A 25,386-nucleotide genomic window follows, 5' to 3' on the forward strand; every position below is an offset into this window, starting at 1 on the left:
GGAGGCCGGAATGGCTGACGACCGCGACCGGGAAGCCCCGGCCGAGGCGGACCGCACGCGGCCGCCTGCGATCAATCCAGAAGCTCAGGACTCGAAGCCCGAGGCGGTTGAACGCGGTGACGCGGCGCGCAAGCCCGGCGAAGCGAAGCGTCCGCGCGGCGTGGTGGGCAAGATCATGGCGCGAGAACGCCCTGGCGCGCTGCCTGAGCCTGCCAGGCGCGACGTCGCCGCTTTGACGCCTCAGCCCGTGCTCGACAAATGGACCGTCGAGGCGGCGGGCGTCCGGGCAGTCGAAGCCGACGACAACGTCATCACCATGTTCGACGTGATCGGCGAGGACTTTTGGGGCGGCGGCGGCATCACCGCCAAGCGTGTAACCGCGCAGCTCCGCGCCATCGGCGACCGTCCGGTCGAGGTCCAGATCAATTCGCCCGGCGGCGACATGTTCGAGGGGATTGCGATCTACAACGTGCTGCGCGAGCACCCGCAGCAGATCACCGTAAAGGTCATGGGGATGGCGGCTTCGGCCGCCTCAATCATCGCTATGGCGGCCGACAGGCTCGAGATCGGCGCCGCATCGTTCCTGATGATCCACAACTGCTGGGTCGTCGCGATCGGCAACCGGCACGACATGGCCGAGACAGCCGCGTTCCTCGAACCCTTCGACAAGGCGATGGCCGACGTCTACGTGGCCCGTTCCGGGTCGGACGCGGCTGTGGTCGCGAAGTGGATGGACGACGAAACGTACATGTCTGGTTCGGTCGCGATCGAGCGAGGTTTCGCCGACGCGCTGTTGCCGGCCGACAAGCTGACGAAGGACGACGACGCCAAGGAGAAGGCGAAGCAGACCAACGATCTGCGCGCCATGGAGCTCCAGCTCGTCTCCGCGGGGCTTACGCGCTCTGACGCGCGAGACCGCATCAACCGCATCAAGGGCACGCCAGGCGCTGCCCCTGAAGACGACACGCCAGGCGCTGTCGACGACCTCAGCCTGATCGGCGCTCTCGCCGGTCTTCGAGACATCCTGAAGTCCTGAAGGGACACCCCCATGCGAACCTCCTGGCTCGCGGCGCTCGGCGTCGCGATCGCGGTCGCGTGTGTCGTCGCGCTCTCGCCTGACGCTCACGCCGCCGTCCACACCGCGTCGCCGTACATGGCGATGCTGGCCCTGCCGGCCTCCGCCGGCCTCCAGATGCCGCGCGCTATCGCCGGCGGCCTCGTGCGCGCCGACGCCTCGGGCGCTCTCGCCCGCGCGGCGAGGATGCACGCGGCGTCGCCTCTGCTCCTGTCTTCGGTCGCCGCGGCGCCTCGTGCTCTGGCGCACGCCATCGTTCGGGCGGACATGTCCGATCCGAAGAAGGTGATCGCCGAGCTGCAGGTCGCCTTCGAGGAGTTCAAGTCGGAGCACGACAAGAGCCTGAAGGCGAAGGTCGACGACGTCGTGATCAACGAGAAGGTCGACCGCATCAACGCGGTGATCTCCGACCTTCAGAAGGCGTGCGACGACCTCGCGCTGAAGATCGCGGCCGAAAAGGCGGGGCCGGGTTCGATCATCGGCGATCTGCCGCCCACCTCTCCCGAGGCGGTCTCCGCCTTCAAGGCGCACATGCGCAAGGGCGAGGTCAGCGCCGCGCTCACCAAGAGCTCGGACGCCGAGGGCGGCTACCTCGCTCCGATCGAGTGGGACCGCACGATCACGAGCAAGCTCAAGCGGATCTCCAAGATCCGCGAGTTCGCGCGTGTCGTGTCCATCACCGGAGCCGGCTTCAAGAAGTATTTCAACGACCGAGCCGTCGGTTCCGGCTGGGTCGGCGAAACCGCTTCGCGTCCCGCCACCACCACGCCGCAGCTCGGCGCGCTGGAATTCACTCCGGGCGAGCTCTACGCGAACCCCGCAATCTCGATGCAGCTGCTGCAGGACGCGGCGATCGACCTCGAGCAGTGGCTCTCCGACGAGGTCGAGGTCGAGTTCGCCCGTCAGGAGGGCATCGCCTTCCTGTCCGGCGACGGCATCAACAAGCCGCACGGGATCCTGACCTATGTGACCGGCGCCGCGAATGCCGCCCGTCACCCCTGGGGCGCGATCGAGGTCACCAACTCGGGTCAGGCGGCCGCTCTCACCGGCGACGGCTTCATCGACCTGATGTACTCGCTGCCGTCGGAGTTCGCCGCGGACGCCAAGCTCTACATCAACCGTCTCTCGGTCGGCGCGACGCGCAAACTCAAGGACGGGCAGGGCAACTACCTCTGGCAGCCGTCCTATGTCGCTGGCGAGCCGTCGACGCTGAACGGAGCGCCGATCGTCGAGGTCCCCGGCATGCCGGGCGTGGCGGCGAACAACATCGTCGCCCTCTACGGCGACATGGCCCAGACCTACCTGGTGATCGACCGTATCGGCATCTTCGTGCTGCGCGACCCGTTCACCAACAAGCCCTTCGTCCACTTCTACACGACGAAGCGCGTCGGCGGCGGCGTGTTCAACCCCGAGCCCATGCGGGCGCTGAAGGTCGCGGCCTGAACTAGCGGCCAGCCAACAGACGAGACAACCGCGGCGGACCCTTGGGCCCGCCGCCAGCCCCTCACGCCATGGAGGCCGAGATGGCCCAGACGAAAATCTCGACGGCGAAGCCGGGCGAGAAGGACGACGCCGGCAAGGCGCCGGCGAACATCCCCGCCGCAACCGACTTCTCGACCTCGGGCGCGCCGCGACAGGTTACCGACTTCGACCCGTCGCACCCGGCCGTGGACGACAACCCGCGGAAGGACACCACGCTCGACCAGAACCGGATCGACTTCAACGACCCGACGCTGAGCGAGAGCGAGGCCGTCGCGAAGGCGATGGCGGAGCAGGGGTCGGGCGACATCGCCAAGATCCCGGACGCCGACAAGTAAGGCAGACCCATGCTGACCGTCGTCACTCCCGCGGCCTTGCGAAGGCTGACGACGGTCGAGCACGTTCGCAACGACCTCGGCCTGACCGAGGGCGACGCCGACGACACAAAGGTCGAGCGCCTGATCGACCAGGCGACCGCAGTGGCTGAACGGTTCTGCCGCCGAGCCTTCGCGATTGAGACGGTGCGCGAGACGATCCGTGGCTGCGCAATCGATCACGTGATGCGGCTCGAGCGCGCTCCCGCCTTCGCCGTCCGGTCGGTCGCGCTGAACGGCGGAACCGTCGACGCTCTGGAGTACGAGCTCGACGGCGTTTCGCTTTATCGGCTGAGCGCCAGCGGCTCACGCTTCGCGTGGCGCGGCTCGATGTTGGTCGTCGAATACGACGCCGGCTTCGTGCTCCCCGGCGATGAGCCGGTCGCGGGAGCACAGGACTTGCCAGCGGACGTCGAGCTCGCGGCCATCCGCCTGGTCGGCGCGATCTTCTCGGCTTCAAGCCGCGACCAGCTGATCAAGAGCGAGGACGTCGACGGCGTGAGCTCGGTCTCCTACTGGGTTCCCGGGACGAAAAGCTCTCTCGCGTCGCCGGAAGCCGAGGCCCTGCTGAAGCCCTATAGGACCGTGAGGATCCGATGAAGCCGGCCGCCGCGCGTGCAGCTTACCGCCGGCAGCTGAAGGCCCACGGCGAAATCGTCTCACTGCGCCGCGAAGTGCCCGGAGGCCTGAAAGTGGCTGAGGGCCTTCGCGCCCGCGTGATGGGCTTCGACGCCGAGGAGATCGCCAGCGGCCTCAACCAGGGCGGCCGCAAGATCATCTTGCTCGCCGAAGACGTCGAGGCCGCGGTCGCGGCGGGAAACTGGCCGGCTCCAGCCGCGGGCGCAGTGGCCGTGCTGAGGAACGACAGGATCGTTGTCCGTGGTCGCGCTTGGGTCGTGCAGACCGCCGACGACAGCACGCGGCGGGTCGCCGGCGTCCTGATCGCCTACGAGGTCGCGGCGACCGGCCTCTAGTCCGCCTTCCACCTGAGAAGCAGGGGTTCAGCGATGATCAATCTTGATCGTCCTGTCGGCGATCGCGCTCACGTCTGCAGCGACGGCGCAGTCATACACGCCGTGGAAGCAGCCCGACGGATCGAACATGTCGGGCTCTGTCCTCAACTGCGCGATGGGGGCAGGCCGCCTCGCAACTCCTTGTGGCACTCCGTCCGCGCCGATCACCAGCGCCCCGGCCGTGCCGACGTGGATCGCAGCCTCGACGAATACTGTGAGCTCGGCAAACACCTACCAGCAGCTCTTCGCCGCCGGCCAGGCGCTTCGCGGCGGCTATATCGTCAACACGAGCGACCCGGGCGACGAGCCGATCTGGGTCGACATCACGGGCGCGACAGGCGCGACGCTCGGCAACGGCGCGATGCCGGTTTATCCGGCGGCGGCGGCCGGCACTGCGCCCGGCGCTTGGCGCATCCCGCCCACCACCTCGGCCGTGACGATCTACGGCCCTGCCGGCGCGACTTTCCGGGCGGTGCGCGGATGATCCGCCGCGCTGTAGTCCTCGCCGCCCTTCTCGTCGCCGCGTCGGCGGCCGCGCAGGACGCCGGCCCGCCGTCAGCGCCCGCGACGCCCGGCGCCATGCAGCACGGCTCGCAGTGGGGCTACGGCGCGCTGCGCTGCGGCGCGAATGTCGAGTGCGCCGACGGCGTCATCAGCGTCGCGCCGCCCGGTGCTGGCCCCGCAGGCCCTCAAGGGCCGCGTGGTGACGTTGGCCCCTCTGGTCCGACTGGTCCCGTGGGCCCAGCTGGTCCGCGCGGTGCCCAAGGCGTCGGCGAGACCGGGCCGGCCGGCCCGGCTGGCGTTTCAGGCCCCGTCGGACCCGTTGGTCCGCAGGGCGAGCGCGGACTGCTTGGTCCGGCTGGCGCAGTGGGCGCGAAAGGCGATGCAGGTTCGTCCGGACCGAAGGGTGACGTGGGCCCGGCAGGACCTGCGGGCGCTGCCGGCGCGCCGAAGCGCGTCGAGCGCTACACGGCGACCACGAACGCTGCCGGCGTCGCCGTCTTCAGCTGGACGGCTTGCGCGGCCCCTCCGGACGTTCAGGTCCTCGAGACGTGGTCGGGAGACGCGCAGATCGGCGGCTCGATCACGGCGCAGAGCCTCGGCGGCGCGACGGTGCTGGCCAAGGTCTCGCGCGGCACGCTCTTGCTGAGCGCCGGGCCGTTCCAGACGGCCGCCGCCGGCGTTGCCGTGACCGTGCGGGTCATCTGCTGATGAGCCTGCGCAGCCGCCTCGATCCGATCGACCGGGACATCGACGCGATCCTCGCCGAAGATCTGTCGCCGCAGGCGCGATCGTCAGCGCTCGCCGACGTCGCCCGGGGCGAGCTTCGAGCCGCGCAGGACGTCAACGCCCGCGCCATGGGCGGCCGCACGCCGCCGCACGACACCTTTGTGGACGGCCGCCGCGGCGCGATCGAGGACAGCGTCTCGCCGCAGGGCGTCATCGCCTACGAGTTCACGCTCCTCGAGGAGCTGTTCGCTTGGATCGCCGATCAGCTCGTCACGCATGCCCCGGTGCTCACCGGCAAGTTCTCGCGGTCCTTCGCCTTCTTCGCCGATGGCGTCGAGGTGTCCGAAGGCGCGCCTGCGCCCCAGGCTTCGGAATACGTCTTTCTGAACCTGCAGCCCTACGCCCGGAAGATCGAGCGCGGGCTGTCCTCGCAGGCCCCCGACGGCGTCTTCGAGGTGCTTGCCGCGATGGCGGCGGCCCGCTTCGGCAACGTCGCGCGCATCCGCTTCGGCTTCCGCTCCGTCCCGGCTGGCGCGGTCGGCGAATGGGCGGCGCGCACGAACCTTCAGTCGAGGGCGTCGTCTCGTAACCGGCCCGGCGCTCAGCGCACGGACTGGCTGACGCGCCAGCCCGCGATCGTCATCACCACGGGGCGATAAGGGGCCCGGACCTTAGCTCACCTTCGCCTTACGAGCCGGCGCAGCGGCGCCGCAGTTCTTCTTCATCCCGGCCTTGCGGACCGCCTCCTGCTCACCCTTAAGACGGGCGATCTCGGGGGCGATGTTGTCGCCGGACATCGACGAAACCGGCAGGCCGATGAGGATCACGCCGACTGTATCGTTGGCGCGGGCCTTCTCCTGCTGAGCCGACGCATGCGCCAGCGCGGTGCTCAGGCGCGAGCCTTCTTCGCCCAGCTGGACGCATGTGTAGCTCTGATAGCCGACCTCGCTGACATAGGCCGGGGCGATGCTTTCGGGGGACTTGGCGCAGGCGGCGAGGCTGACGCAGGCCAGGGCGACGAGGACGAGACGCATAATTTCATGATCCGCTGGAGTCGAACTCAGGCGGATGTCGCACAACGCAAGATCGTCTCGCATCCGGGTTTCTACGTACCTCCTCGCATTCTGGAGAGGTATGGTTTCGGTGCCATGGCGGGTCGATCGATCGCTTCCCCCGGAGCTCGGACATGGTCGCGAAAGTCGTCGCCGAGGCGATCGAAACCCGCCTCGCCGCCATCGGCCTGCCGGTCGTCGGCCAGAACGTTCAGGACGGCGCGCCGGCCGACGGGAGCGCCTTCCTTCTCGTCCAGTATCCGGTCACGAACGCCGAGCCGATCAGCGTCGGGGCACCGGGCGAAAACCTCTACCGCGACGAGGGCGGCGCGCGCGTCGTCATCAGCGTGCCGTCGGGATCGGGCCGCGACCAGGCGCTCGACTGGTCGGATGAGATCATCGCGCTCTTTCGCGGCCACACTGACGGCCATCTGGAGTTCCTCGCCCCGGCCGGCGGCCCGATCGACGATCGGAACGACAACGGCGCTTATTTCCAGCTGACCGTCGCCCTCCCGTATCGGTTTGACCAATTCGGATAGGTCGATAGGCTCTTTTGCTCAGCCGAACTGGTCGAAGCGGTAGTTGCTGGCAGACCATCGCGATCTCTGAGGATCGACCTCCAAACATCTCGACAGAGAGGCTCTCGACATAGTCGCGGGCCTCTCTTCGTTCGGCTGACCTTCGGGGTCAGGCCGGACCGTTACGCCTGCGCGTCAGACAGGTTTCGCCGGCCCGCGCCGGTTTTCAGCCGTGGAGACCCCGATGGCCGACCATTCCAGCACCCGCACCGCCTACATTAAGGAGGTGACGCCCGGCGTGACGCCGGCGACCCCCGTCTTCAAGATCCTGCGCGCCACGCGCGCCGGCGGTCTCCGCACCAACAAGGAGACGGCGGAGAGCGAGGAAATCCGCGAGGACGGCAACCTCGCGGCGCTTATCCAGACCGGTCAGGCTGTTTCGGGCCCCTATCCGTTCGAGCTTTCCTACGGTCTGCTCGACGACTGGCTCGAAAGCGTGATGTGCGGGACGTGGAGCACAAACCAGCTCCGCAACGGGCGGGTCGTGAACTCCTACACGGTCGAGGAGACCCGGCGCATCGGGACAAATTCGTTCTCGCGCTTCACCAACGTGATGGCGTCGCAGCTCGACCTCGAGGTGACGGCCAAGCAGAAGATCACCGGCACTCTGCAGCTGATGGGCGTGCGTGAGACGCTCGCGGCCGCGATCGTCACCGGAGCGACCTATGGCTCGGCCTCGACCGAACCGATCATGTCGGCGGGCGCGAGCGTCGGCGCCATCACCTTCCCCGGCCTTCCGGCCGGCGGCAAGATCCGCTCGTTCAAGCTCTCCATCGCCAACGGCCTGCGCGACCAGCCCTACATTGGCTCGCTCTACTCGGACGGCTTCGGCCTTGGGCAGGTCAAGGTCACAGGCGAGGCGGAGGTCTATTTCTCCGACCAGGCGATTTACAACGCCAGCCTGCAGCACACCGCCGGCCTCGTCTCGCTGATCCTAGGAAGCGCGGCGAACAAGAAGTACAAATTCGACGTCGGTCAGGCGCAGATCGGAGACGGCGAGATCGTCGCCGGCGGCAACACCGACGACATCATGGCGCGCATGCCGTTCACCGGCGTCTTCGACTCGTCGACGAGCGCGACGCTGTCGGTCGCCCGCGCGGTCACCTGACGCAGCTTCGACCGCGCCTGCCCCCTCAAATCTGGAGACCTCCATGCCCAAGGACGTCATCATCGTCGCGGCCTTCACCGGCTATCCGGACGGTCAGACGGAGCGCGTCTTCACGCCTTCGCCCGAGCCCGTCAGCGTCCCGAACGAGTTCGCGGACATCATCGTCGGCAACGGTCAAGCCAGGTGGCCCAATGCCGCGAAGGCGCCGGCGAAGAAGCCTTCGGCGACCCGCGCGAAACCGCCGGCCGAGGACAAGCCTGCGGACGCCAAGCCGCCGGCCAACGACACCCCCGAACCCAAGCCCGCCAAACCCGGCGAGGCGTCCGAAGGAGACGACGCTTGAAACTGTCCGCCATCCGCAGCAGCGGCAAGAAGGCTGAGAAGGGCGCATGGGTCGACGGCCTGCCCGGCGCCGGCGATCTCGCGCTGCAGGTCCGCGCCTTTGGCAACAGCGACTATGCCCGTCGCCGCCTCGCGCTTTACGAGGCCGAGCCCGCCGAGAACCGCCCGCGCGGCGTGCTTCTCCCCGATATCCAGAAGCGCCACGAAGACATCCTGCTCGTCGAGACCATCCTGACGGGCTGGCGTAACCTCGAGGATGACGAAGGCCCGATCACCTATTCGTCCGAGCGCGCCGCGGAGCTGATCGGCGAGCCTGACAGCGACTTCCGCCTTCTCGTCGTGACCGCCGCCAATTCGGTGAGGGACGCTGGCAAGCTCGACCTCGAGGAAGCCGCGGGAAACTCGAAGAAGCGCTCCGCTGGCGACTGACCTGGGGCAGCCGGGCCGGCTGGCTGCTTGAAAGCTGGGAGGAAGAGCGCGCCCAGCTGCCGCCCGACGAGGCGGTGCGCCATCCGATGCCCGCGGCTCTCATCGCAGAGCCGCGGCTGCCGGACGCCCTGCTGTTCTACCTCGAGGCGTTCTTCGACCTGACGAATGACCGGGCCGTCGGCATGGGCGGCGCGGGCGCGATCCCGTTCGGGGCGATCGACGCTTGGGCGCGGCGCTACAACGTCTCGGGCGACGCCTTCGATAGGCTGAAGGATCTGATCGGCCGGATGGACAGGGTCTGGTCGGATCTCCGTCAGGTCGAGGCGAGCTGAGGCTCGTCAGGGCTCGAACCGGAATAGGCGCGCTTGAGGTCGTCGGCGTCGCGATAATGCGTGACGCCGTTCGAGGACAGCACGTCGACCGAATTGTCCGAAAGAGCGTCGCCGGAATGCCGTCGACGACGATCTCGCGCACCCTCTCCCGGTTACGCTTCGGCTGGTAGGGATCGGCCGGCAAAGAATAGGGATTAGGGGCGTGCGTCATCCCCAATGACGCGCTGTCCCGAAGATAACTCTTCAGATTATCAATCCCGTTCTGGATGATGCCGCCGATGATCATGGCGTAACCGCCAAGAATAACGTTGTTGGCCATGGCAATCGCATGGACGTTTGCGACTTCGCGAACGCCGCCGAAATCGCCGTAAGAGCCGACGCGAACCGTCACGCCGGCGGCCAAGAACAGCCAGCCGGCTCCAGTGGCAAGAATACCCATCCAGACCAAAAACATTCGGGCGCTCCATGGCCAACATTAACGTCATCCGGACGGTGACCGTTCGCGGTCGGCCGGAGGGCCTCGATACCCTTGGCGCGGCCATGGACCGCGTCAAGCGCGGCTATGGCGAGGTCGCCTCGGCAGCCGCCGCCGCCGGCGGCGCGACAGAGACGTCCGCTCGCCGCTCGCTGAGCGCCAGCCAGGCCTGGGACCGGCTGGAGGCGCGCACGGACCCCGTCGCCCGGGTCTATCGCCAGCTGACGCGCGACATCAGTGTCGCCGACCGGGCGCTCGGCCAGGGCGTCATCAGCCTCGACGCCTATGGGGCCGCGGTCGAGCGCATGAAGCGCGGGATCGAGAGCGCGGGCGTCGTCAACCTGCCGGCCGTCGACCAGAGCGCCCTGAACGCGAGCCTTGGCGTCTTGCCGGACAGCATGCGCGCCTCCGCCCGTGAAAGCGCTTCGGCGTTCGAGGCCGAGTTCGCGCGGCTCGACGACATCGCTCGCATGCGCGCCGAACAGGCAGGCCGCGCCTTCCGCGACAGCTTCGACAGATCGATCGGCATCGGTGCCCCCTCGGCCACGAGCGCCGGCGCAACCTTCGGCGCGCTCGACGAGCTCGCGCAGCGCGAGGCCGAGATCGAGGCGGCTCGACGCGCGCAGGCTGCCGCGACAGCCCAAGCGTCATATGCGGACAGCTTTGGGATCGGCCGCGTTGCGCCGTCCGCCCGCGCATCCGCCGGCGTATTCGAGGACGCGCTCGCAGAGACTGAGCGCATGGAAGCAGCGGCTTCGGCGCTCCGCGCGCAGCTAGATCCCCTCTCGGTCGCACAAGCGCGCCTGAACGCCGAGATCGCGGAGTATCGTGGGCTCGCAGCTGCGGGCGTCATCACCACGCGCGAACTCGACGGCGCGACCGCCATGGCGCAGGGCCGCTTTAACGAGACCGCGCAGCGCATTGATCGGATGGGCAAGGCGGCCGGCGGGCAGGCGTTTCAGTGGGGAAACCTCTCCTATCAGATCAATGATGCGGCCACGATGGCGCTGTCGGGCTCGGGAGCTTTCCAAATCCTGGCGACGCAGGGTGGCCAAGTCTTCCAGATCCTGCAGGATGCGCCGGGCGGGGTTGTCGGTGGCCTGAAAGAGATCGGATCGGCGGCGCTTGGCCTGCTGACGCCCGTTAACATGATCGGCGTCGGTATGGTCGCCGCGACGGCCGGGATCGCCGCTTGGAGCCTCAGCGGCGGCCGCGCCGTCGAGTCTCTCGACGACAGCTTCAAGCGCCATGCGGACACGATCCGCGAGGTCAACGATCTCTATGGCGTCACAGGCGCGAAGCTCGACGAACTCGCGGACCGCGCCCCGAACGTTCTCGACGCGCTCGCGCAGATCAATCTGTCGAAGCTCCGGGCCCAGATCGAGGAGCAGACCGCGGCCGCGCTGCGCGCGATGGGTTCCGGCTCCGACCAGCAGCCAGCCCTCGACCCGATGGGCTTCGGTACGGGTTTCAACGACCAGCCTGTGTTCTCGGTCGACGGTCGGTTCGGTCGGTTTCGCGCCGAAATCGAGACGCTTCGCGAAAGCTTCCGGCAGGGAACGCCCGATGTTCTCGGGTTCGTGGCCGCGATCTCCGACCGCCGAAACCAGAGCCGGTTCGAGGACGAAAAGCAGGACGCTGAGGCGCTGCTCGGCGTCGTCAAGGACCTCGAAGCGACGGCGCGTCGCCTTCCCTCCGCGCTCGACGCGACGCGGGGACAAGACGCGGTCGACGAGCGCGACTTCTTTAACTTTCAGGATCGCCAGCGCGATCTTGACTTCTCTCGAGCGCTCGACCGACAGAACGCCGACGACCTCGCTCAGACGGCGATGGCCTTCGATCTTCGCGCCATCACGGCGCGGACGACGGCCCAGCGTGCGGCGCTTGCGGCCGATCGCGCTTATGCGGAGGCGATCGGCGACGTGACGCAGGCGCACCGCGCCGACGCCGCTGCGGCGGACGCCAGCCGCCTTGTCTATGCGCAGGCGGCCCGCGAGCAGGCCGACTTTACGGCGGGTCGGAACGAGGCCGCGCGCCAGCGAACCGCCGGCGCCGAGCTTGAACTCGCCTCGATCGGCGCGAGCGCCGCGGCGAGCGACAATCTGCGCTTCACGCTCGACGCGGTCGCCGAAGCGCGCCGCCGCGCCTACGACCAGACCGGCTCGTTCGAGATCGGTGCGGCGGAGCTTGAGCGTATCCGCCGCGAGGCCGACGTCTGGTCGGGTCTCCAGCAGATTATCCGCGAGACCAAGCTCGCCTACGACCTCGCGAACGAGGCCCGCCGCGCCGGCATGACGCGCAGCGAGCGTTCGGTCTATGACCAGCTCGATCGGGCCGGCATGTTGACCGCCGGCGAGATCGCGACGCCCGAAGCGCGCGCGATGGCGGACCGCATCCGCGCGACCGAGACCTATGCGGCGCAGACGCAGCTTGTCCGCGAGCTCACCTTCGAGACGCAGCAGCTTCAGCGCACCGAGACTGAGCGCGCGGTCTACGCCCGGATGAACGGCGCGGGACTGCTCGACCAGTACGGCGAAATCAGCGGCGCGACCAACAAGGCGATCGCCGACCAGATCCGGCTGAACGAGACGCTTGGGCAGGTCCAGCAGGCCTACCGCGGCATCGGCCGCGAGGCGATCGAAGCGCTCGCGAGCGGCGACTTCGGCGGGCTCGCGCAGAGCTTCCTCGACCGCACCAAGAACCTGATGCTCGACCGCGCCGGCGAGCAGCTCGACAACATGCTGATGTCGTCGGTCAGCAGTATGTTCGGCGGCAGCACGACGACGATCGGAAGCCTCTTCGCGGGCAAGCCGGACGGCTCGTCGGCGGCTCGGGCGCTGTTCGTGCAGATGGTGGGGTCGATCCCCGGCCTTCCGGGCGCTGGCGGCCTGCCGTTCGGGATCGGCGGCGTCCCGTCGTTCGCCGGCCTTGCGGCCAACAACAACTACATCTCGCGTTACACCGGCCTGACGGCCGGCCCGATGGCGACGTCGATCACGCCCAACTCGCGCGTGTCCAGCGCTTTCGGCGCGATGGACTGGCTCACCTACGCCAACCAGGGCGCGACGCGCAGCCAGCCGCTCGACCCGAAGCTCGTCAACGCCTTCTCGTTCCTGCAGGATCGCGGGATCCAGATGGAGGTTTTTTCCGGCGGGCAGCCGGGGATCGGGTCCGGCCTCCCGCGCGTCGGGTCGACGCGCCACGATCATGGCATGGCGGCCGACGTCTTCTTCTCACAGAACGGCCGTCGGCTCGACTGGGCGAACCCGCAGGATCAGCCGATCTTTCAGGACATCGTCAGCCAGGCGCGCGCGAACGGCGTTACCGGCTTCGGCGCCGGGCCGGGCTACATGCAGCCGGGATCGATGCATGTCGGCTACGGCTCGCCCGGCGTCTGGGGCGCGGGCGGCCGCGGCGCGACCGCTCCGAGCTGGCTCCGCAACGCCTACAACTCGCCGGCACCGACCCAGAGCATCGATCCCGGCGCCGTCAACGCCGCCAACCAGAACGTCCAGCAGTTCGGCGCGAGCGTCGGCCAGGCGACGCCGCAGGTCAGCACGCTCGGCGGCAACCTCGGCCAGCTGACGCAGTCGATCGGCCAGACGCAGTCGAGCCTCACCTCGGGCGGCGGCGGCCTTGCGGGCGGCCTCGAACCTGACGACGTCGAGCGCGCAGGTCGGCCAGGCCTCGACGGGCTTCGCCGGCGGGCTTCAGCAAGGGTTCGGTTCGATCTTGACCGGCCTCGGTTCGATCGGGTCGAGCCTCGGCGGCCTCTTCGGCGGCGGCGGCGGGGGCGGTCTGCTGGGCGGTCTGCTCATCCCCGGCATCCTGCATTCGGGCGGCACCCACGCGGACGCGTTCTATGGCCGGGCCTATCCCGCCTCGGCTTTCCGCGGAGCGCCCCGCTATCACACCGGCTTCGGCTCGAACGAGTTCCCGGCCGTGCTCGAGCGCAGCGAGCGCGTCCTTACCGGCGCGATGGACCGCCGCGCGACGCGCGCGATGGCGGGGCTCAGCGAGGTCGCCCGCCGCGGCGCGCCTGCGGCCGCGAATGATCGTGGCGGCGGCGGCCGTCAGGAGATGGTCGTCCGCGTGATGGTCGATCCCTCGGGCGAGTTCGATGCCCGGGTCGAAGAGGTCTCGAAGAAGACCACCGCGCGCGGGATCCGCCAGTTCAGCGATGGGCCGGACTTCACGGCGAAGGTCGAGCGCGCGCAGCGCCGCAACAAGACCCGCCGGGTCTCGGGGACGTAAACGCCCATGGCGCTCACCAACGTCCGGTCGGATCTGCTCTCGCAGATCGGGCTTCAGCCGCCGTTCGCCTTTGACCTCATGCGGCGCGACGAGGTCTCGCGCACGCCGAACGGCCAGTCGATCACGACCGAGCTCGGCTGGCCGCTCTGGAAGCTCGCCTTCACGACGTCCGAGCGCAACTTCGGTGACGTCGTGCGCCAACAGGCGATCCTGAACCACCTCGCGAGCGTCGGGAACCTGTTCTACGCACATGACGTCCGGCGGCCGTTTCCCGGCGCCTATCCATCCGGCTTCGACCTCGCGAACCCGATCTATAATCCTGAATTTGAGGACGGGCTCACCGGTTGGGTGGTGTCCGCCGATTGCCAGATCACCAATGACGGCCGCGGCGGATCCAAGTGCGTGCAGCTCGACAAGCTGCTGGCGAGCGGCGGTTCAGATCGCCGGGTTCAGAATGATGCCGGGTTCTACGTCAACGTCACCGCTAACGAACCCTACGATTTTTCAGTCTACATAAAAAGCAATGTCGAGACGACGACAGGTATTCGTCTCGCGGTCAACTTCTACGACGTTTCCGGACATACATTAGCCAGAGTGGCAACTCAGCCACAGCCGCCACGCCAGATTATGTGCAGAAGGTTCGGCGCGTGACCACGCCTCCGAACGCAGCGCTTGCCCAAGTTATCGTCGCGCTCACTGCATCGGCATCTTGTCGTTACCTCTACGTCGATAGCATCTCGTACCTGCCGACTTATGCAGGCTTCAGCGGTGTCGCCAAGATCCACACGCTCGACGCCAACAACAAGTCGCTCCGGCTCAAAAACACGATCTCGGGCTACAAGGTCAGCGTCGGCGATTACCTCGCCTTCAATTACGGCGGCGGCAGGCGAGCGCTCCATCAGGCGCTCGAGGATGTGGTCGCCGACAGCAACGGCACGACCCCGTTTTTCGACGTCATGCCCTTCATCCGGCCCGGCGCGGCGGTCGACGCCAATGTCGACCTCGTCAAGGCGACGGCGCTCTTCCGGATGGACCCCGGCTCCTTGCAGTCGCAGCTCGCGACCAAGATGTCCGGCAACCATTCGTTCTCCGCGACGCAGTTCGTAGGCCAGCCCTGATGCTTCAGTATTCGGCGGACCGTCTCGCGGTGCTCGCGAGCGGCGCCCTCGTCATGCGCGACGTCATTCGCGTCGAGGCGCGCAACCGCACGTCCGGCGCGGTCGAGACGCTCGCCTTCTGGTCCGACGACCATGACGTGACGCTGCCCGTGCTCGACCCGCTGACGGGCGCGACCGTCCAGCTCGCCTGCATCGGCGCCGGCGGGCTCGCGGAATACGGCGCGATCCCGGCGACCTGCGACCTCTCGGTCGAGGAGCTCAGCATCCACCTCGATCCGAACTCGCCGGCGATCCAGCTGCTGCGCACCTACGACGTGAAGTTCAGGCCCATCACGGTCTGGAGCGCGCTGTTCTCGGTCGAGAACCGCCAGATCGTCGAGGCCGCCGAGGTCGACTTCTACGGCCTGATCGACAATGTCGAGATCCGCACGCCGACGGAAAACGACGAGGGCGCGGCGGTGATCTCCTGCGTGAGCGACGCGCAGGAGATGTCGCGCGAAGAACCGGCCAAGCGCTCCGACGCCGACCAGAAGAAGAACCGCGACCCCGACGACGACTTCTACCAGTACGCAAACGTCGCCGGGAAATGGGAGATCTTCTGGGGCAAGGAAGGCGGCCGCCACCACGGCAAGGACATCAACTTCGAGCCGAACCCGTTCCGGGGCCGCCGATGATCGTTCGCCCCGCCGCCCTCTCGGACCTCGGGCCCGCGATCCTGATGTCGCGCCATTTCCACAAGGCGTCGGGCGTCGAATGGCGCTTCGAAACCGAGAAGACGCGCGCCTTCCTGCGCCAGTTCATCGCCTCGCCCGACACGCTCTGTCTCGTGGTCGAGCGCGACGGCGTGGCGCTCGGCATGTTCGGCGCGAGCTTCAACGACCACATGTTCTTCACCGGCAAGGTCGCGATGGTCTGGGGCCTCTGGCTTGAGCCCGAGATCCGCAAGACGTCGGCGTTCCGCGAGATCCTGCGCGCCTTCGAGGCCGAGTGCGGCCGCCGTCAGGTCCGCATGGCGGTGTTCGCTGCGCAGGTGAAGACCCCGCGGATCGGACGCCTGTTCGAGCGCCTCGGCTTCAGGCCCGCTGAAACCCACTACGTCCGGATGTTCGGCTGATGGCGGTTTTCAGCGTTCTCGGCGCGGCGCTGACGGCCGGCTCCTTCGCCACCGCCATCGGGCAGGTCGCGCTGGCGGTGGGCTTGAGCCTCGGCTCGCAGCTGCTGCGCCAGGCGCTCGCGCCCGATCCCGAAAAGCCGCAAACCGGCATCCAGGGAAAGATCCAGACCGACGGCGACAGCGTCGGGCGGTCCTTCCTGCTCGGAACGTCGTTCACGTCCGGCTCTCTGGTCTATGCCGGGACCTTCGGCACCGACGGCGATCAGGACAATCTCTATCTCGCGCAGGTCATTCAGCTCAGCGACCTGCCGATCCGCTCGCTCGACCGGATCTACGTTTCCGAGGACTGGCACGACATCCAGTGGAACGACACCAGCTGGCCCTTCGGCGCGCCGGTCAAGGACATGGGCAACATCCGCGACGACGGCACGGTCGCGACGCAGTGCATGTGGGTCCGCTTTTACGACGGCACCCAGACGACCGCCGACCCGAAGATGGTCAACTGGTTCGGCGCGCCCGGCCCGCGGCGGTGGACCAACAAGCACATCGGCAAGGGCTGCGCCTACGTCGTCGTCATCAGCCGCTGGAAGTCGAGCGTCTTCTCGAGCTTTCCGCAGCTCGGCTTCGAGTGTCAGGGCCTCAAACTCTACAACCCGGCGAATGACGGCTCGGTCGGCGGGTCGGGCTCGCAGCGCTTCGACAATCAGTCGACCTGGGGCGGCGTCACCGGCGACACGCTGAGCGCCGTCCAGATCTACAACATCATGCGCGGCCTGAAGTGGAACGGGTCGCACTTCTACGGCATGCAGAAGATGACGGCGCGCCGGTTGCCGGCTGAGCACTGGATCGCCCAGATCCAGAAATGCGCCGAGCTCGTGCCGGTCTCCAACTCGAACGACAAGGACGACGCGGCCGACACCGGAGCCGAGACGGAGCCGCGCTATCGCTCGGGCGCCGAGGTTCTGCTCGAGAACCCGGTCGCCGACACCATCAAGGATCTGATGAGCGCGTGCACCGGCCGGATGGCCGAGATGGGCGGTCTCTACAAGCTCCACGTCGGCAAGCCCGGCGACCCGGTGTTCTCGATCACCGACGAGGACATCCTCGTCACGTCCGAGCAGTCCTTCACGCCGTTCTTCGGGCTGGCCGACACCGTCAACGGCATCGTGGCGCGCTTCCCGAACCGTCGGGAAGGCTGGGCCATGAAGGACAGCAACCCGCTGACCACGCCCGCCTATGAGGCGGAGGACGGCGGGCGGCGGCTGCTGAAGGACGTGCAGCTGCCGATGGTCCCCTACAGGGGCCAGGTGTTCCGGCTGAAGCGCGAGGCGCTGAAGGTCCACCGCAACACGCGCCAGCATTCGTTCACGCTCGGGCCTCGCGCGCAGGTGCTCGAACCTGCCGACGTCATCTCGTGGTCGTCGGACCGCAACGGCTATGCGGCCAAGCGTTTCTCGGTCGACCGTCGCCGGCGCTTGCCGAACGGCAACGTCATGGTCGACGTGACCGAGTGCAACTTCTCGGACTACGACCCGCCCGCGCGGAACGAGTATCCGAAGCTCGTCGACGGGCCGCTCGTCCCCAAGCTCCCGCCCAAGAAGGTCGTCACCAACCTCGTCGCATCGCCCGCGACGGTGACGCAGGGCGGCAAGAAGCGGCCGGCGATCCGGCTCACCTACGCGGCCGGCAACCTCGTCGAGGACATGGACGGGCTCCTCTGGGAGCTGCGGATACCGGGCCAGAACGACAGGATCGCCGACGGCTACACCAAGGACCTCGACGGCGACGTCAAGATCCACCCGCAGGTGCTCGTCTCAGAGCAGGCCTACGAGGTCCGCGCGAAGTTCGACCCGAGCACGGGGCGGCGCGAAGCGCTGTGGTCCGACTGGATCGCGGTCACGACGCCGAAGGCCCGTCTTTCCGACGACGATCTCGACGACGACACCCGGCCGCTCACCCCGAACGCGCCGACCATCACCTCGAGCTTCGACCAGAAGGCCCGCGGCGCGCTTCGCACGCTCGTGTCGGTGTCGTGGATCGACAAGCCGAACGATCGCTTCGTCGATTACGAGGTGTTCTGGCGGCTGAACGCGGGGCAATGGGAGTCGAAGCGCACGGCGAGCAGCGACCGCCGCGTGCGCTTCCGCTGCAAGCCGGGCGACACGGTCGAAGCCTATATCCTCTCGCGCAACCGGCTCTGCAACGCCTCTGCGCCTTCTGCGACCGCGACCCATGTCGCCGCGTCGAAGTCGTCCAACGCCTCCGCGCCGAGCGGCTGGGATGTCGTCGGCACGTTTCGCGGTTTCCGGATCACGGGCAACAAGCCGACCGCGGACGACCACGACTTCTTCGAGGTCTTCTATCAGGACGCCGCAACCCCGGCGCCGGTCGGCGCGACGCCCGCGACCGTCACGGAAATCCGCAAGCCTCGCGTCGATCTGACGGGCTTCAACACGAACGATCTGCGGTTCTTCTGGGTTCGAGCCGTCGACACCTCGGGCAACCCGACCAACTGGTTCTATTTTGGCTCGGCGCGAGCTGACAAGAAGGTCGCCGACGACGACATAGACGACGTCACGGCTCCGCTGCAGCCCGACCCGCCGACGATCTCCTCGACGTTCCAGCAGAAGGGCCGGCGGGCGCTCCGCTCGCTCGTCACCGTCTCCTGGGTCGACAAGCCGGGCGACAAGTTCTCGGATTACGAGGTCTTCTGGCGCATCAACGGCGGCGCCTGGGAGTCGAAGCGCACCAAGAGCGACGAGCGGACGCTCCGCTTCCGCTGCGCGCCGGCGGACGCGGTCCAGGCGCGCATCATGGCGCGCAGTCGTCTCGGCAACGAGAGCGTCAAGTCGACGATCACGAGCCACACCGCGGCGGCGAAGAGCGCGAACACGACGCTCCCGACCGGCTGGGCGGCCGTCGGCGTCCTGAAGGGCTTTCGCCTCAAGGGCGACCGCGTCACGGTCGAGGACCACGACTTCTTCGAGGTCTACTACCAGGCGGCCTCGACGCCGGCGCCGACCGCCGCCACGGTTGCGACCGAGACCGAGATCCGGAAACCGCGGCTCGACCTCAGTGGGTTCGACACCGGCGACGTACGGTCGTTTTGGGTCCGCACCGTCGACACGAGCGGCTTCGCCTCAACGTGGGTGTCGCTCGGCTCCGCGACCGTCGCGACCAAGATCAAAGACAACGACGTCGACGACGTCGAGAAGCCGCTCCAGCCGAACGCGCCGGTTATCACGTCGGGCTTCCAGCAGAAGGGGCGCGGCGCTCTCCGGACGCTGGTGCAGATCTCGTGGACCGACAAGGCGAACGACAAGTTCTCGGACTACGAGCTCTCCTACCGGGTCAATGCGGGCTCCTGGCGCTCGACCCGCACGAAGAGCGCGGACCGAACCTTCTTCTTCCGATGCCAGCCCGGCGACGTCGTCCAGGCGCAGCTGATCTCGCGCAACCGGCTCGGAAACGAGAGCCCGCCGTCGGCGACGACCACGCACACGGCCGCCGCGAAGTCGAGCAACACCGACACGCCGAGTGGCTGGAACGCAGTCGGGACACTGAAAGGGTTCAGGCTCAAGGGCGACAAGCCGGCGGCCGACGACTTCGACTATTTCGAGCTGTTCTACCAGGCGGCGTCGAGCCCGGCGCCGACGCTGGCGACCGTGGCGACCGAGACCTTCATCCGAAAGCCACGCGTCGATCTCACCGGCTTCGAAACGGGCGACGTCCGGAGCTTTTGGATCCGCTCGGTCGACACCTCGGGATACATCTCGGCCTGGGTTTCGCTCGGGGCCGCGACCGCCGGCACGAAGATCAAGGATGTCGACCTCGACGACACGGCGCTCGCGACGCCTGCCGCGCCGACCATCACCTCGGTCTTCGCGCAGAAGGCCAAGGGTGGCCTGCGCTCACAGGTGACGATCGCCTTCGCGGCGAGCGCAGGCGCGGCCGACTACGAGGTCGAGTGGCGGATCGGCGCGTCGGGCGAATGGACGTCGCAGCGCACCAAGAGCGCCGACCTCAAGGTCAAGTTCAGAGCCTCGCCGGGCGATCAGGTTCAGGCGCGCGTCTGGGCCCGCAACAAGGTCCAGACAGAGTCCTCGAAGTCGGCGACCGCGACCCACACGGTCGTCGGCAAGGGCGGCGTGCCGGCGGCCCCAAGCGGTTCGGTCGAGGCCGCGTTCAAGGGCGCCAAGGTCACGCTCGCGAAGTCGACCGACGACGACTTCGACAGCTTCGAGCTCTTAGACCAGGCGACGCAGACGCCGGCGCCTACGGCTGCGAGCACGCCGACCGTCTTCGGCGTCACGACCACCCGCGTCGACCTCACGGCGCTCGCCAACGGCCAAGCCCGCCACTTCTGGGCCCGCCGGCGGGACACCTCGGACGGGGTCTCGGCGTGGACCTACCTCGGTCAGTCGACCGCCACGGGCGTCCAGAACAGCGATTTGACGGGCGTCATCGACGACACGTCAGCCGCGAGCGGCTTCACGTTCCCCGGCATCGTGGCGAACGCCGCGGCGCTGCCGGCGATCGGCGCGCGGACGCCGAAATTCATCTGGGCGATCGCGGAAAACAGGATCTATCAGCAGAATGCTGCCGGTACGGGCTGGACGGCGACGAACGACGCGACGCTGATCCTCGGGCAGCTGGTCGCCGCGCAGATCGCGGTCGGGACGCTGACCGCCGACCGCTTTGCCGTCGGCGCGCAGTTCGGCGCGAACCTTGTGGCGAACCCAAGCGCCGACAGCGGGTCCACGAACGGATGGGGGCGCGTTGAAGGCAACAACCGGGTTCTGACGACCACGGGCCCGGCTGGGCGCGGCGGGTCGGCCTCGTTTCGCATTACTGGCTCGGCCGGAGCAACGGCCTACGGCTGTCGCGCCTTCCCGGTCCAGGCGGGCAAGGTCTATTCGGTTCGTGCAGCCCTCCAGGCCTCGTCCGGCGTGGCGAACGGCGTCTTCGTGCGCATGTCCTACCTCAACAGCCGTCCGACCAACGAGAGCCTGTTGATCGGCAGCGGCGTCACGGGCGTCGACGCCCGGAGCGGGTCGGACGATCTCGACGGGTGGAACGGATCGAAGGCGCTCGCCGGCGACGTCTGGACTGATGTCTCGACGACATGGACGGCCCCGACGGGCGCGCAATGGGCGAGCCTCTCGTTCTATCGCTGGACCAACATGGGCGCGGTCGAGCTCTTCTTCGACGCGATTGAGGTCCGCGAGCAGCTGACCGGCGTCTCGATCGCCGACAACACAATCACGGCCGCCAAGGCGAACATCAACGACCTGATCGTCAGCGGCCTAGCGCTCTTCAACGGCGCCGCGTGGATCAAGAGCGCCTTCGTCGAAAGCCTTTCAGGCGACAAGGTCGAGCTGAACACGCTCCGCGTCGGCAAGCAGATCATCCTCGAGGACTTCGCCAACCTCATCCCCGACAACTATTTCCGATCGGTCGCGCCCTCTGGCGCGATGTGGGCGGCGGGCGGCTCGAACGTGCCGGTCGCCGCATCTCTCCCGCTGCAGGCGGACGGCGGCCGGGCTCTGGCCTTCGGCGGCGCGGTCGCTGCGCCCGCGGGCGACACGCTGCTCGGCTACGTCAATGCGACGCCGTTCCCCGTGAAGGCCGGTAAGAAATACAAGTGGAGCTGGTCGGCCCGCTATGACAACGCGGCCGGCACCGGCACCGCTCGGATGATGGTCTACTGGTACGACGTCAACGGCGCGGGCGTCGGCGCCAACACGATCGGGATCTGGAGCGCTGCGACCGAGGGCGTCAGCGTCCTGCCGTCGGCCGATGCGGGCGGATCCGACACAGTCACGGCCCCGGCCGGCGCGGTGTCCGCCGTCGTCCAGTTCCGGCGCGATGCGGCGGCGAACGGCGGGACCGACAGCGGCCTCGTCTACGTCTTCGACGCGATCTTCAAGCGGCCGGGCGACGAGACAATCATCAACCGCGGCGTGCTTACCCGCATGATCGAAGACAACGCGATCAGCGACTACGCCCAGGCGACGACCGGCGCGAACGCGCTCGCGCAGACGACATGGGTCGACCGTTCGGCCGCCGGCGTCGTCTATCCGGGCGGCACGGCGCGCGTTCAGGTCTCGGGCATGATCAGCCTCTCGGCGCTCGCGAGCGGGACCGTCACCGGCCAGTGCTCGGTCGAGATCCGGGCTTCGGCGCCCGGCGTGGCGACGGCGGTTGTGAAGTCGTGGACGCTGCCCGTCTTCGACAAGGCCGCCGCTTGGGGCTTCTCGTTCCTTCACAACCCCGGCCCGGCGGCGACGCTCACCTACACGATCTCGCTTCGGCGAGACACGACGCCCTCCTTCACCGTCGTCGAGAGCAACATCGTGGTCGGGAACGTGAAGAAATGACGATCTATTTCGGCTTCCACGACGCCAAGGGCGAGTTCCTGTCCTGGGGCGAATGCTCGGCCGAGCAGCTCGAGGCGCAGGTGAGCGCCGAAGGCCTGCGGCGCTACGCCTCCGACCAGCCGTTCTCGGCGGCGACGCATTACATGGACGAGCTCACGCTCGCGCCCCGACCCGAGATCGAGCCGCCGGCGACCCTCGCGGTCGCGGCCGACGGCGTCGACGAGGCGATCTGCTTCGCGCCGACAGGCTCGCTCGTCGTGATCGACGGGCAAGAGTTCGGCGTGATCGACGACGACGCCTTCGCGTTCACGTCCGAGGAGCCCGGCGCCTACGCGATCGAGCTTCGCCCGCCGTTCCCGTGGCGGCCCCTCGCCTTCGAGGTCGTGGCGTCGTGACCGCGTTCTCGGCTCGCAAACTCACCGACGCCCGCCGGGCGGAGGCCTGCGCGCGGATCGATGCGGCCGCTGAGGTCGCGCGCCTCGCCTTCATCACACCGGGCGCCGGTCAGATGCTCGTCTACGAGCAGAAGCTGCGCGAGGCCGAAGCCTTCTTGGCTGACGACACGATCGCCGAAGACCTCATTCCACACGTCGTCGCCGAGGTCGGCGTCACCGCCGAGACCAAGCACCAGGTGGCGACCGTCATCGTCTGGATGCGCGACGCCTGGCTGCAGGTGAGCCCGATGATCGAGCGCCGCCGCCTCGAGGCGAAGGCCGCCGCCATGAGCGCCATGACGCTCGCCGAGCTCGAGGCGGCAGAAGCCGCCCCGATGATCTGACCCCGCGGCCGTGGCCGCAACGAAGGAGACGACCCCGTGAAGTTTCAGCACAACTCCACCACGCGCCAGAGCGGCCGGCTCACCATGACGCTCGTCAACGACAACGGCGGCGACCCGACTAAGGCGCCGACGGACGAGGGCAACACCATCACGATCTACATCGGCGACCCCGACCAGTTCGGAGACCCGCGCCCGGCCGTGAAGGACGCGCTGAAGGCCGCGCTCGCAGCGATCGGCTGAGCTGCCGGGCGAGCGTCAGATCGCCACGAAGTTTTCGAGGAGACGTCCTCCTCGAAAGATCTCTAAGTGCTCCACGATCTCATCAGTTTCAGTATCGATCGTGCGCTTTGACGCTACGGCCACATTTCCGCGTCGAACAGCCGATCGCGCCCGTGCGACGGCTTGCTGCGCCGTGGCGAATCCGCAGGGGCGCCGGGCCTTCAGTCGGCCGCCTGCGTCCATGCGCCAGATGAGCACCACATAGACTGTGCTTTGGATCATGACTGCCGACTCACGCGAAACGCAGTATTCGACCGATGTCTGCAGTCACCCGTCCAGTCCGCATATCGCACTAGACATTTTACACTGGTGCGCTCGTAGCGATCGGCTGATCAGTCGGCGTTCGCCTTCGGGAGATGAGGCTTCTCTGCGTGCCGATCGACGACTGGAACAGCCGCCATTCGCGGCCGCTCTACCTCGCGGGCTGCTCTCAACGCGAGATTCCGGATCGCATCAGGCCGAGATAATCCCGGAGCACACGTAGCGATCCACAAGTCGATCACCTTCCATTCGTGATCGGCGAAGGTCGCATTCACGCTGCCGCGCATTGCGCGCGCCGCGCGACCGTTTCGTCTCGATGCTGACATCCTGATCTCAAAAAGGGCCGGCGCATTCGCGCGCCGGCAGTCATGGACTTGGAGTTCGGCGACGAGGTGCAAGTCGCCGACCGCCGATAAATGCCCAACCCCAATGATCGTTCCCGCCCGCTCACGCTGCGGGCTTTTTCATGCTCGGAGAACCCCTATGAACGTGCTGGCTATCCAGCAGCGGTTGAAGGCGCTCGGCTTCGATCCCGGCGCGCTCGACGGGATCTGGGGCCGCCAGACCATGGCGGCGGTCAAGCGCTTCCAGACGGCCCATGGTCTTCATGTCGACGGCATCGTCGGTCAGGCGACGACCGCCGCGCTCAACGCAGCGGCGGTTCAGGGCGGCCCCGGCAAGGCCGTGCCGCCGATCCTCGAACAGGGTCAGGTCGATCCCGTCTGGCTGGTCGAGGCGCGGCGCTGGATGGGTTTGCGCGAGATCGTCGGCGCGGCCTCGAACCCGAAGATCCTCGAATGGGGCAAGGCGGCCGCCGACTGGTTCGTGAACGACGACATTCCGTGGTGCGGCGCCTTCGTGTTCGGCCAGTTCGCCGCCGTGCTGCCCGACGAAAAGCTGCCGACGAACCCGCTCTGGGCTCGCGGCTGGGCGGTGTTCGGTCGGGGGCTGAGCAAACCGTCGCCTGGCGCGGTGCTGGTGTTCGAGCGCGGCCCGAACGCTGGCCATGTCGGCTTCTACGTCGGCGAGGACAAGACACGCTATCGCGTGCTTGGCGGCAATCAGTCGAACGCGGTCACTGAGACGTGGATCGAGAAAAAGCGGCTGCTCGCCATCCGCTGGCCGTCGACCGTAGCGCTGCCAGTCCCGCAGACCGTCGTCGTCAAGGGCGGCGGCCCGACCAGCACGAATGAGGCGTAACGGTTGAAGTTAAAGGCCGCTGAGCTTGAAGCCGACGTAGACGATCGCAACGCCGATCAACAGCGCCGCGATCATCGTCCATCCCGCGCGCAATGCTTATTTCCGCTACCGAACGCCATGCGTGCACCCTCGCTGTTGCACGATCACAGCGCTAATTGCGCTCTAACGTTCCGACGCTGTGAGCACATTCGTCTTTGCGGCATGATTTGCCGTCGACGACCTATTTTAGGTCGGCGACTGAGCCTCCTCAGCATCTTCTGGGCGCGCCACGTCGCCTTCGATCGTGTCGGCGCCGCTTGGGATAGCATCGGCGTCGGCTTCCTTCTTGGAGTCGTCACCCGGCGTAACGAGATCCTTCATGTTCTCGCCTGCAGGCGGCTTTGGCGTTGCAGCCGTTTCGGTTGACGGGCGGTCATTGTCGTTCTGCATCGCAATCTCCTTCGGTTCTGGGCTTAACCGCTCTCAATGAGCTGCGTTCCGCGGCTGATCTCCATTCGTCTGACAAACGAACCGCG

28 protein-coding genes are annotated in these 25,386 nt (G+C 67.7%); 24 read left to right on the forward strand and 4 right to left on the reverse strand.

Annotation, left to right across the window (positions count from 1 at the left end):
* The first annotated feature begins 10 nt into the window (after nt 1–10).
* The 5 genes from K6K41_RS24210 to K6K41_RS24230 all read left to right on the forward strand — a co-directional run bounded on the left by K6K41_RS24210 (nt 11) and on the right by K6K41_RS24230 (nt 3,902).
* Nucleotides 11–1,036 (forward strand): head maturation protease, ClpP-related, encoded by a 1,026-nt coding sequence (locus tag K6K41_RS24210; protein WP_261402617.1) that lies wholly within the window; start codon nt 11–13, stop codon nt 1,034–1,036.
* Nucleotides 1,037–1,048: 12 nt separating this feature from the next.
* A complete protein-coding gene (locus K6K41_RS24215) occupies nt 1,049–2,518 on the forward strand; it encodes a phage major capsid protein (protein WP_261402618.1) in 1,470 nt (489 codons plus the stop codon).
* 80 nt (nt 2,519–2,598) lie between these two features.
* Nucleotides 2,599–2,892: a hypothetical protein gene (locus K6K41_RS24220; RefSeq protein ID WP_261402619.1), complete on the forward strand. Its 294-nt coding sequence runs from the start codon at nt 2,599–2,601 to the stop codon at nt 2,890–2,892.
* A 9-nt stretch (nt 2,893–2,901) separates the two neighbouring features.
* Nucleotides 2,902–3,528, forward strand: coding sequence for a hypothetical protein (locus K6K41_RS24225; protein WP_261402620.1), 627 nt, complete (start codon nt 2,902–2,904; stop codon nt 3,526–3,528).
* Nucleotides 3,529–3,620: 92 nt separating this feature from the next.
* On the forward strand, nt 3,621–3,902 hold the full coding sequence (locus K6K41_RS24230; RefSeq protein WP_261402621.1) for a hypothetical protein: 282 nt from the start codon (nt 3,621–3,623) through the stop codon (nt 3,900–3,902).
* Nucleotides 3,903–3,929: 27 nt separating this feature from the next.
* On the opposite strand, the gene K6K41_RS24235 is transcribed toward K6K41_RS24230, so the two are convergent.
* Nucleotides 3,930–4,172: a hypothetical protein gene (locus K6K41_RS24235; protein WP_261402622.1), complete on the reverse strand. Its 243-nt coding sequence runs from the start codon at nt 4,170–4,172 to the stop codon at nt 3,930–3,932.
* Here K6K41_RS24235 and K6K41_RS24240 point away from each other — a divergent pair.
* From K6K41_RS24240 to K6K41_RS24250, 3 genes are all read left to right on the forward strand, one after another.
* On the forward strand, nt 4,156–4,425 hold the full coding sequence (locus tag K6K41_RS24240) for a hypothetical protein (protein WP_261402623.1): 270 nt from the start codon (nt 4,156–4,158) through the stop codon (nt 4,423–4,425). The genes K6K41_RS24235 and K6K41_RS24240 overlap by 17 nt on opposite strands.
* A gap of 428 nt (nt 4,426–4,853) precedes the next feature.
* On the forward strand, nt 4,854–5,153 hold the full coding sequence (locus K6K41_RS24245; RefSeq protein ID WP_261402624.1) for a hypothetical protein: 300 nt from the start codon (nt 4,854–4,856) through the stop codon (nt 5,151–5,153).
* Nucleotides 5,153–5,830 carry a hypothetical protein gene (locus tag K6K41_RS24250; RefSeq protein WP_261402625.1) on the forward strand — a complete coding sequence of 226 codons (678 nt, stop codon included), beginning with the start codon at nt 5,153–5,155 and terminating at the stop codon, nt 5,828–5,830. Before K6K41_RS24245 ends, K6K41_RS24250 begins: the two co-directional genes overlap by 1 nt.
* Nucleotides 5,831–5,842: 12 nt before the next feature.
* Here K6K41_RS24250 and K6K41_RS24255 read toward each other — a convergent pair whose 3' ends face one another.
* Nucleotides 5,843–6,205 (reverse strand): hypothetical protein, encoded by a 363-nt coding sequence (locus K6K41_RS24255; protein WP_261402626.1) that lies wholly within the window; start codon nt 6,203–6,205, stop codon nt 5,843–5,845.
* Nucleotides 6,206–6,357: 152 nt separating this feature from the next.
* Here K6K41_RS24255 and K6K41_RS24260 point away from each other — a divergent pair, with 152 nt between their 5' ends.
* From K6K41_RS24260 to K6K41_RS24330, 15 genes are all read left to right on the forward strand, one after another.
* Nucleotides 6,358–6,762 carry a phage tail terminator-like protein gene (locus tag K6K41_RS24260; protein ID WP_261402627.1) on the forward strand — a complete coding sequence of 135 codons (405 nt, stop codon included), beginning with the start codon at nt 6,358–6,360 and terminating at the stop codon, nt 6,760–6,762.
* A 223-nt stretch (nt 6,763–6,985) separates the two neighbouring features.
* Nucleotides 6,986–7,909 (forward strand): phage tail tube protein, encoded by a 924-nt coding sequence (locus K6K41_RS24265; protein ID WP_261402628.1) that lies wholly within the window; start codon nt 6,986–6,988, stop codon nt 7,907–7,909.
* Nucleotides 7,910–7,952: 43 nt separating this feature from the next.
* Complete coding sequence (locus tag K6K41_RS24270) at nt 7,953–8,252, forward strand: hypothetical protein (protein WP_261402629.1); 300 nt, start codon at nt 7,953–7,955, stop codon at nt 8,250–8,252.
* Nucleotides 8,249–8,680, forward strand: coding sequence for a hypothetical protein (locus K6K41_RS24275; protein WP_261402630.1), 432 nt, complete (start codon nt 8,249–8,251; stop codon nt 8,678–8,680). Before K6K41_RS24270 ends, K6K41_RS24275 begins: the two co-directional genes overlap by 4 nt.
* Before the next feature lie 86 nt (nt 8,681–8,766).
* Nucleotides 8,767–9,012 (forward strand): phage tail assembly chaperone, encoded by a 246-nt coding sequence (locus tag K6K41_RS24280; protein ID WP_261402631.1) that lies wholly within the window; start codon nt 8,767–8,769, stop codon nt 9,010–9,012.
* A 465-nt stretch (nt 9,013–9,477) separates the two neighbouring features.
* Nucleotides 9,478–13,542, forward strand: coding sequence for a phage tail length tape measure family protein (locus tag K6K41_RS24285; RefSeq protein ID WP_261402632.1), 4,065 nt, complete (start codon nt 9,478–9,480; stop codon nt 13,540–13,542).
* Complete coding sequence (locus K6K41_RS24290) at nt 13,490–13,741, forward strand: hypothetical protein (RefSeq protein ID WP_261402633.1); 252 nt, start codon at nt 13,490–13,492, stop codon at nt 13,739–13,741. The genes K6K41_RS24285 and K6K41_RS24290 overlap by 53 nt, the downstream gene beginning before the upstream one ends.
* A gap of 6 nt (nt 13,742–13,747) precedes the next feature.
* Nucleotides 13,748–14,392: a carbohydrate binding domain-containing protein gene (locus K6K41_RS24295; RefSeq protein ID WP_261402634.1), complete on the forward strand. Its 645-nt coding sequence runs from the start codon at nt 13,748–13,750 to the stop codon at nt 14,390–14,392.
* Entirely contained in the window at nt 14,389–14,859 is a 471-nt protein-coding gene (locus K6K41_RS24300; RefSeq protein ID WP_261402635.1) for a hypothetical protein, read from the forward strand. The genes K6K41_RS24295 and K6K41_RS24300 overlap by 4 nt, the downstream gene beginning before the upstream one ends.
* Nucleotides 14,859–15,533 carry a hypothetical protein gene (locus tag K6K41_RS24305; RefSeq protein ID WP_261402636.1) on the forward strand — a complete coding sequence of 225 codons (675 nt, stop codon included), beginning with the start codon at nt 14,859–14,861 and terminating at the stop codon, nt 15,531–15,533. Before K6K41_RS24300 ends, K6K41_RS24305 begins: the two co-directional genes overlap by 1 nt.
* The gene (locus K6K41_RS24310) at nt 15,530–15,973 is read left to right on the forward strand and encodes a GNAT family N-acetyltransferase (RefSeq protein WP_261402637.1); all 444 of its coding nucleotides are present in this window, start codon (nt 15,530–15,532) and stop codon (nt 15,971–15,973) included. The genes K6K41_RS24305 and K6K41_RS24310 overlap by 4 nt, the downstream gene beginning before the upstream one ends.
* Nucleotides 15,973–22,353, forward strand: a complete 6,381-nt coding sequence (locus K6K41_RS24315) for a phage tail protein (RefSeq protein WP_261402638.1) — start codon at nt 15,973–15,975, stop codon at nt 22,351–22,353. Before K6K41_RS24310 ends, K6K41_RS24315 begins: the two co-directional genes overlap by 1 nt.
* Nucleotides 22,350–22,748, forward strand: coding sequence for a hypothetical protein (locus tag K6K41_RS24320; RefSeq protein WP_261402639.1), 399 nt, complete (start codon nt 22,350–22,352; stop codon nt 22,746–22,748). The genes K6K41_RS24315 and K6K41_RS24320 overlap by 4 nt, the downstream gene beginning before the upstream one ends.
* Nucleotides 22,745–23,131 (forward strand): hypothetical protein, encoded by a 387-nt coding sequence (locus K6K41_RS24325; RefSeq protein WP_261402640.1) that lies wholly within the window; start codon nt 22,745–22,747, stop codon nt 23,129–23,131. The genes K6K41_RS24320 and K6K41_RS24325 overlap by 4 nt, the downstream gene beginning before the upstream one ends.
* Nucleotides 23,132–23,167: 36 nt before the next feature.
* Nucleotides 23,168–23,371: a hypothetical protein gene (locus K6K41_RS24330; protein ID WP_261402641.1), complete on the forward strand. Its 204-nt coding sequence runs from the start codon at nt 23,168–23,170 to the stop codon at nt 23,369–23,371.
* A 15-nt stretch (nt 23,372–23,386) separates the two neighbouring features.
* On the opposite strand, the gene K6K41_RS24335 is transcribed toward K6K41_RS24330, so the two are convergent.
* A complete protein-coding gene (locus tag K6K41_RS24335; protein WP_261402642.1) occupies nt 23,387–23,632 on the reverse strand; it encodes a hypothetical protein in 246 nt (81 codons plus the stop codon).
* Nucleotides 23,633–24,154: 522 nt separating this feature from the next.
* Between K6K41_RS24335 and K6K41_RS24340 the strand changes: the two genes are divergently transcribed.
* Nucleotides 24,155–24,871 carry an NlpC/P60 family protein gene (locus tag K6K41_RS24340; protein ID WP_261402643.1) on the forward strand — a complete coding sequence of 239 codons (717 nt, stop codon included), beginning with the start codon at nt 24,155–24,157 and terminating at the stop codon, nt 24,869–24,871.
* Between the two features lie 225 nt (nt 24,872–25,096).
* Here K6K41_RS24340 and K6K41_RS24345 read toward each other — a convergent pair whose 3' ends face one another.
* Nucleotides 25,097–25,300, reverse strand: a complete 204-nt coding sequence (locus K6K41_RS24345) for a hypothetical protein (protein WP_261402644.1) — start codon at nt 25,298–25,300, stop codon at nt 25,097–25,099.
* Nucleotides 25,301–25,386 lie beyond the last annotated feature (86 nt).

This window comes from Chenggangzhangella methanolivorans, assembly GCF_019797865.1.
Taxonomy (GTDB): Bacteria; Pseudomonadota; Alphaproteobacteria; order Rhizobiales; family Methylopilaceae; genus Methylopila; species Methylopila methanolivorans.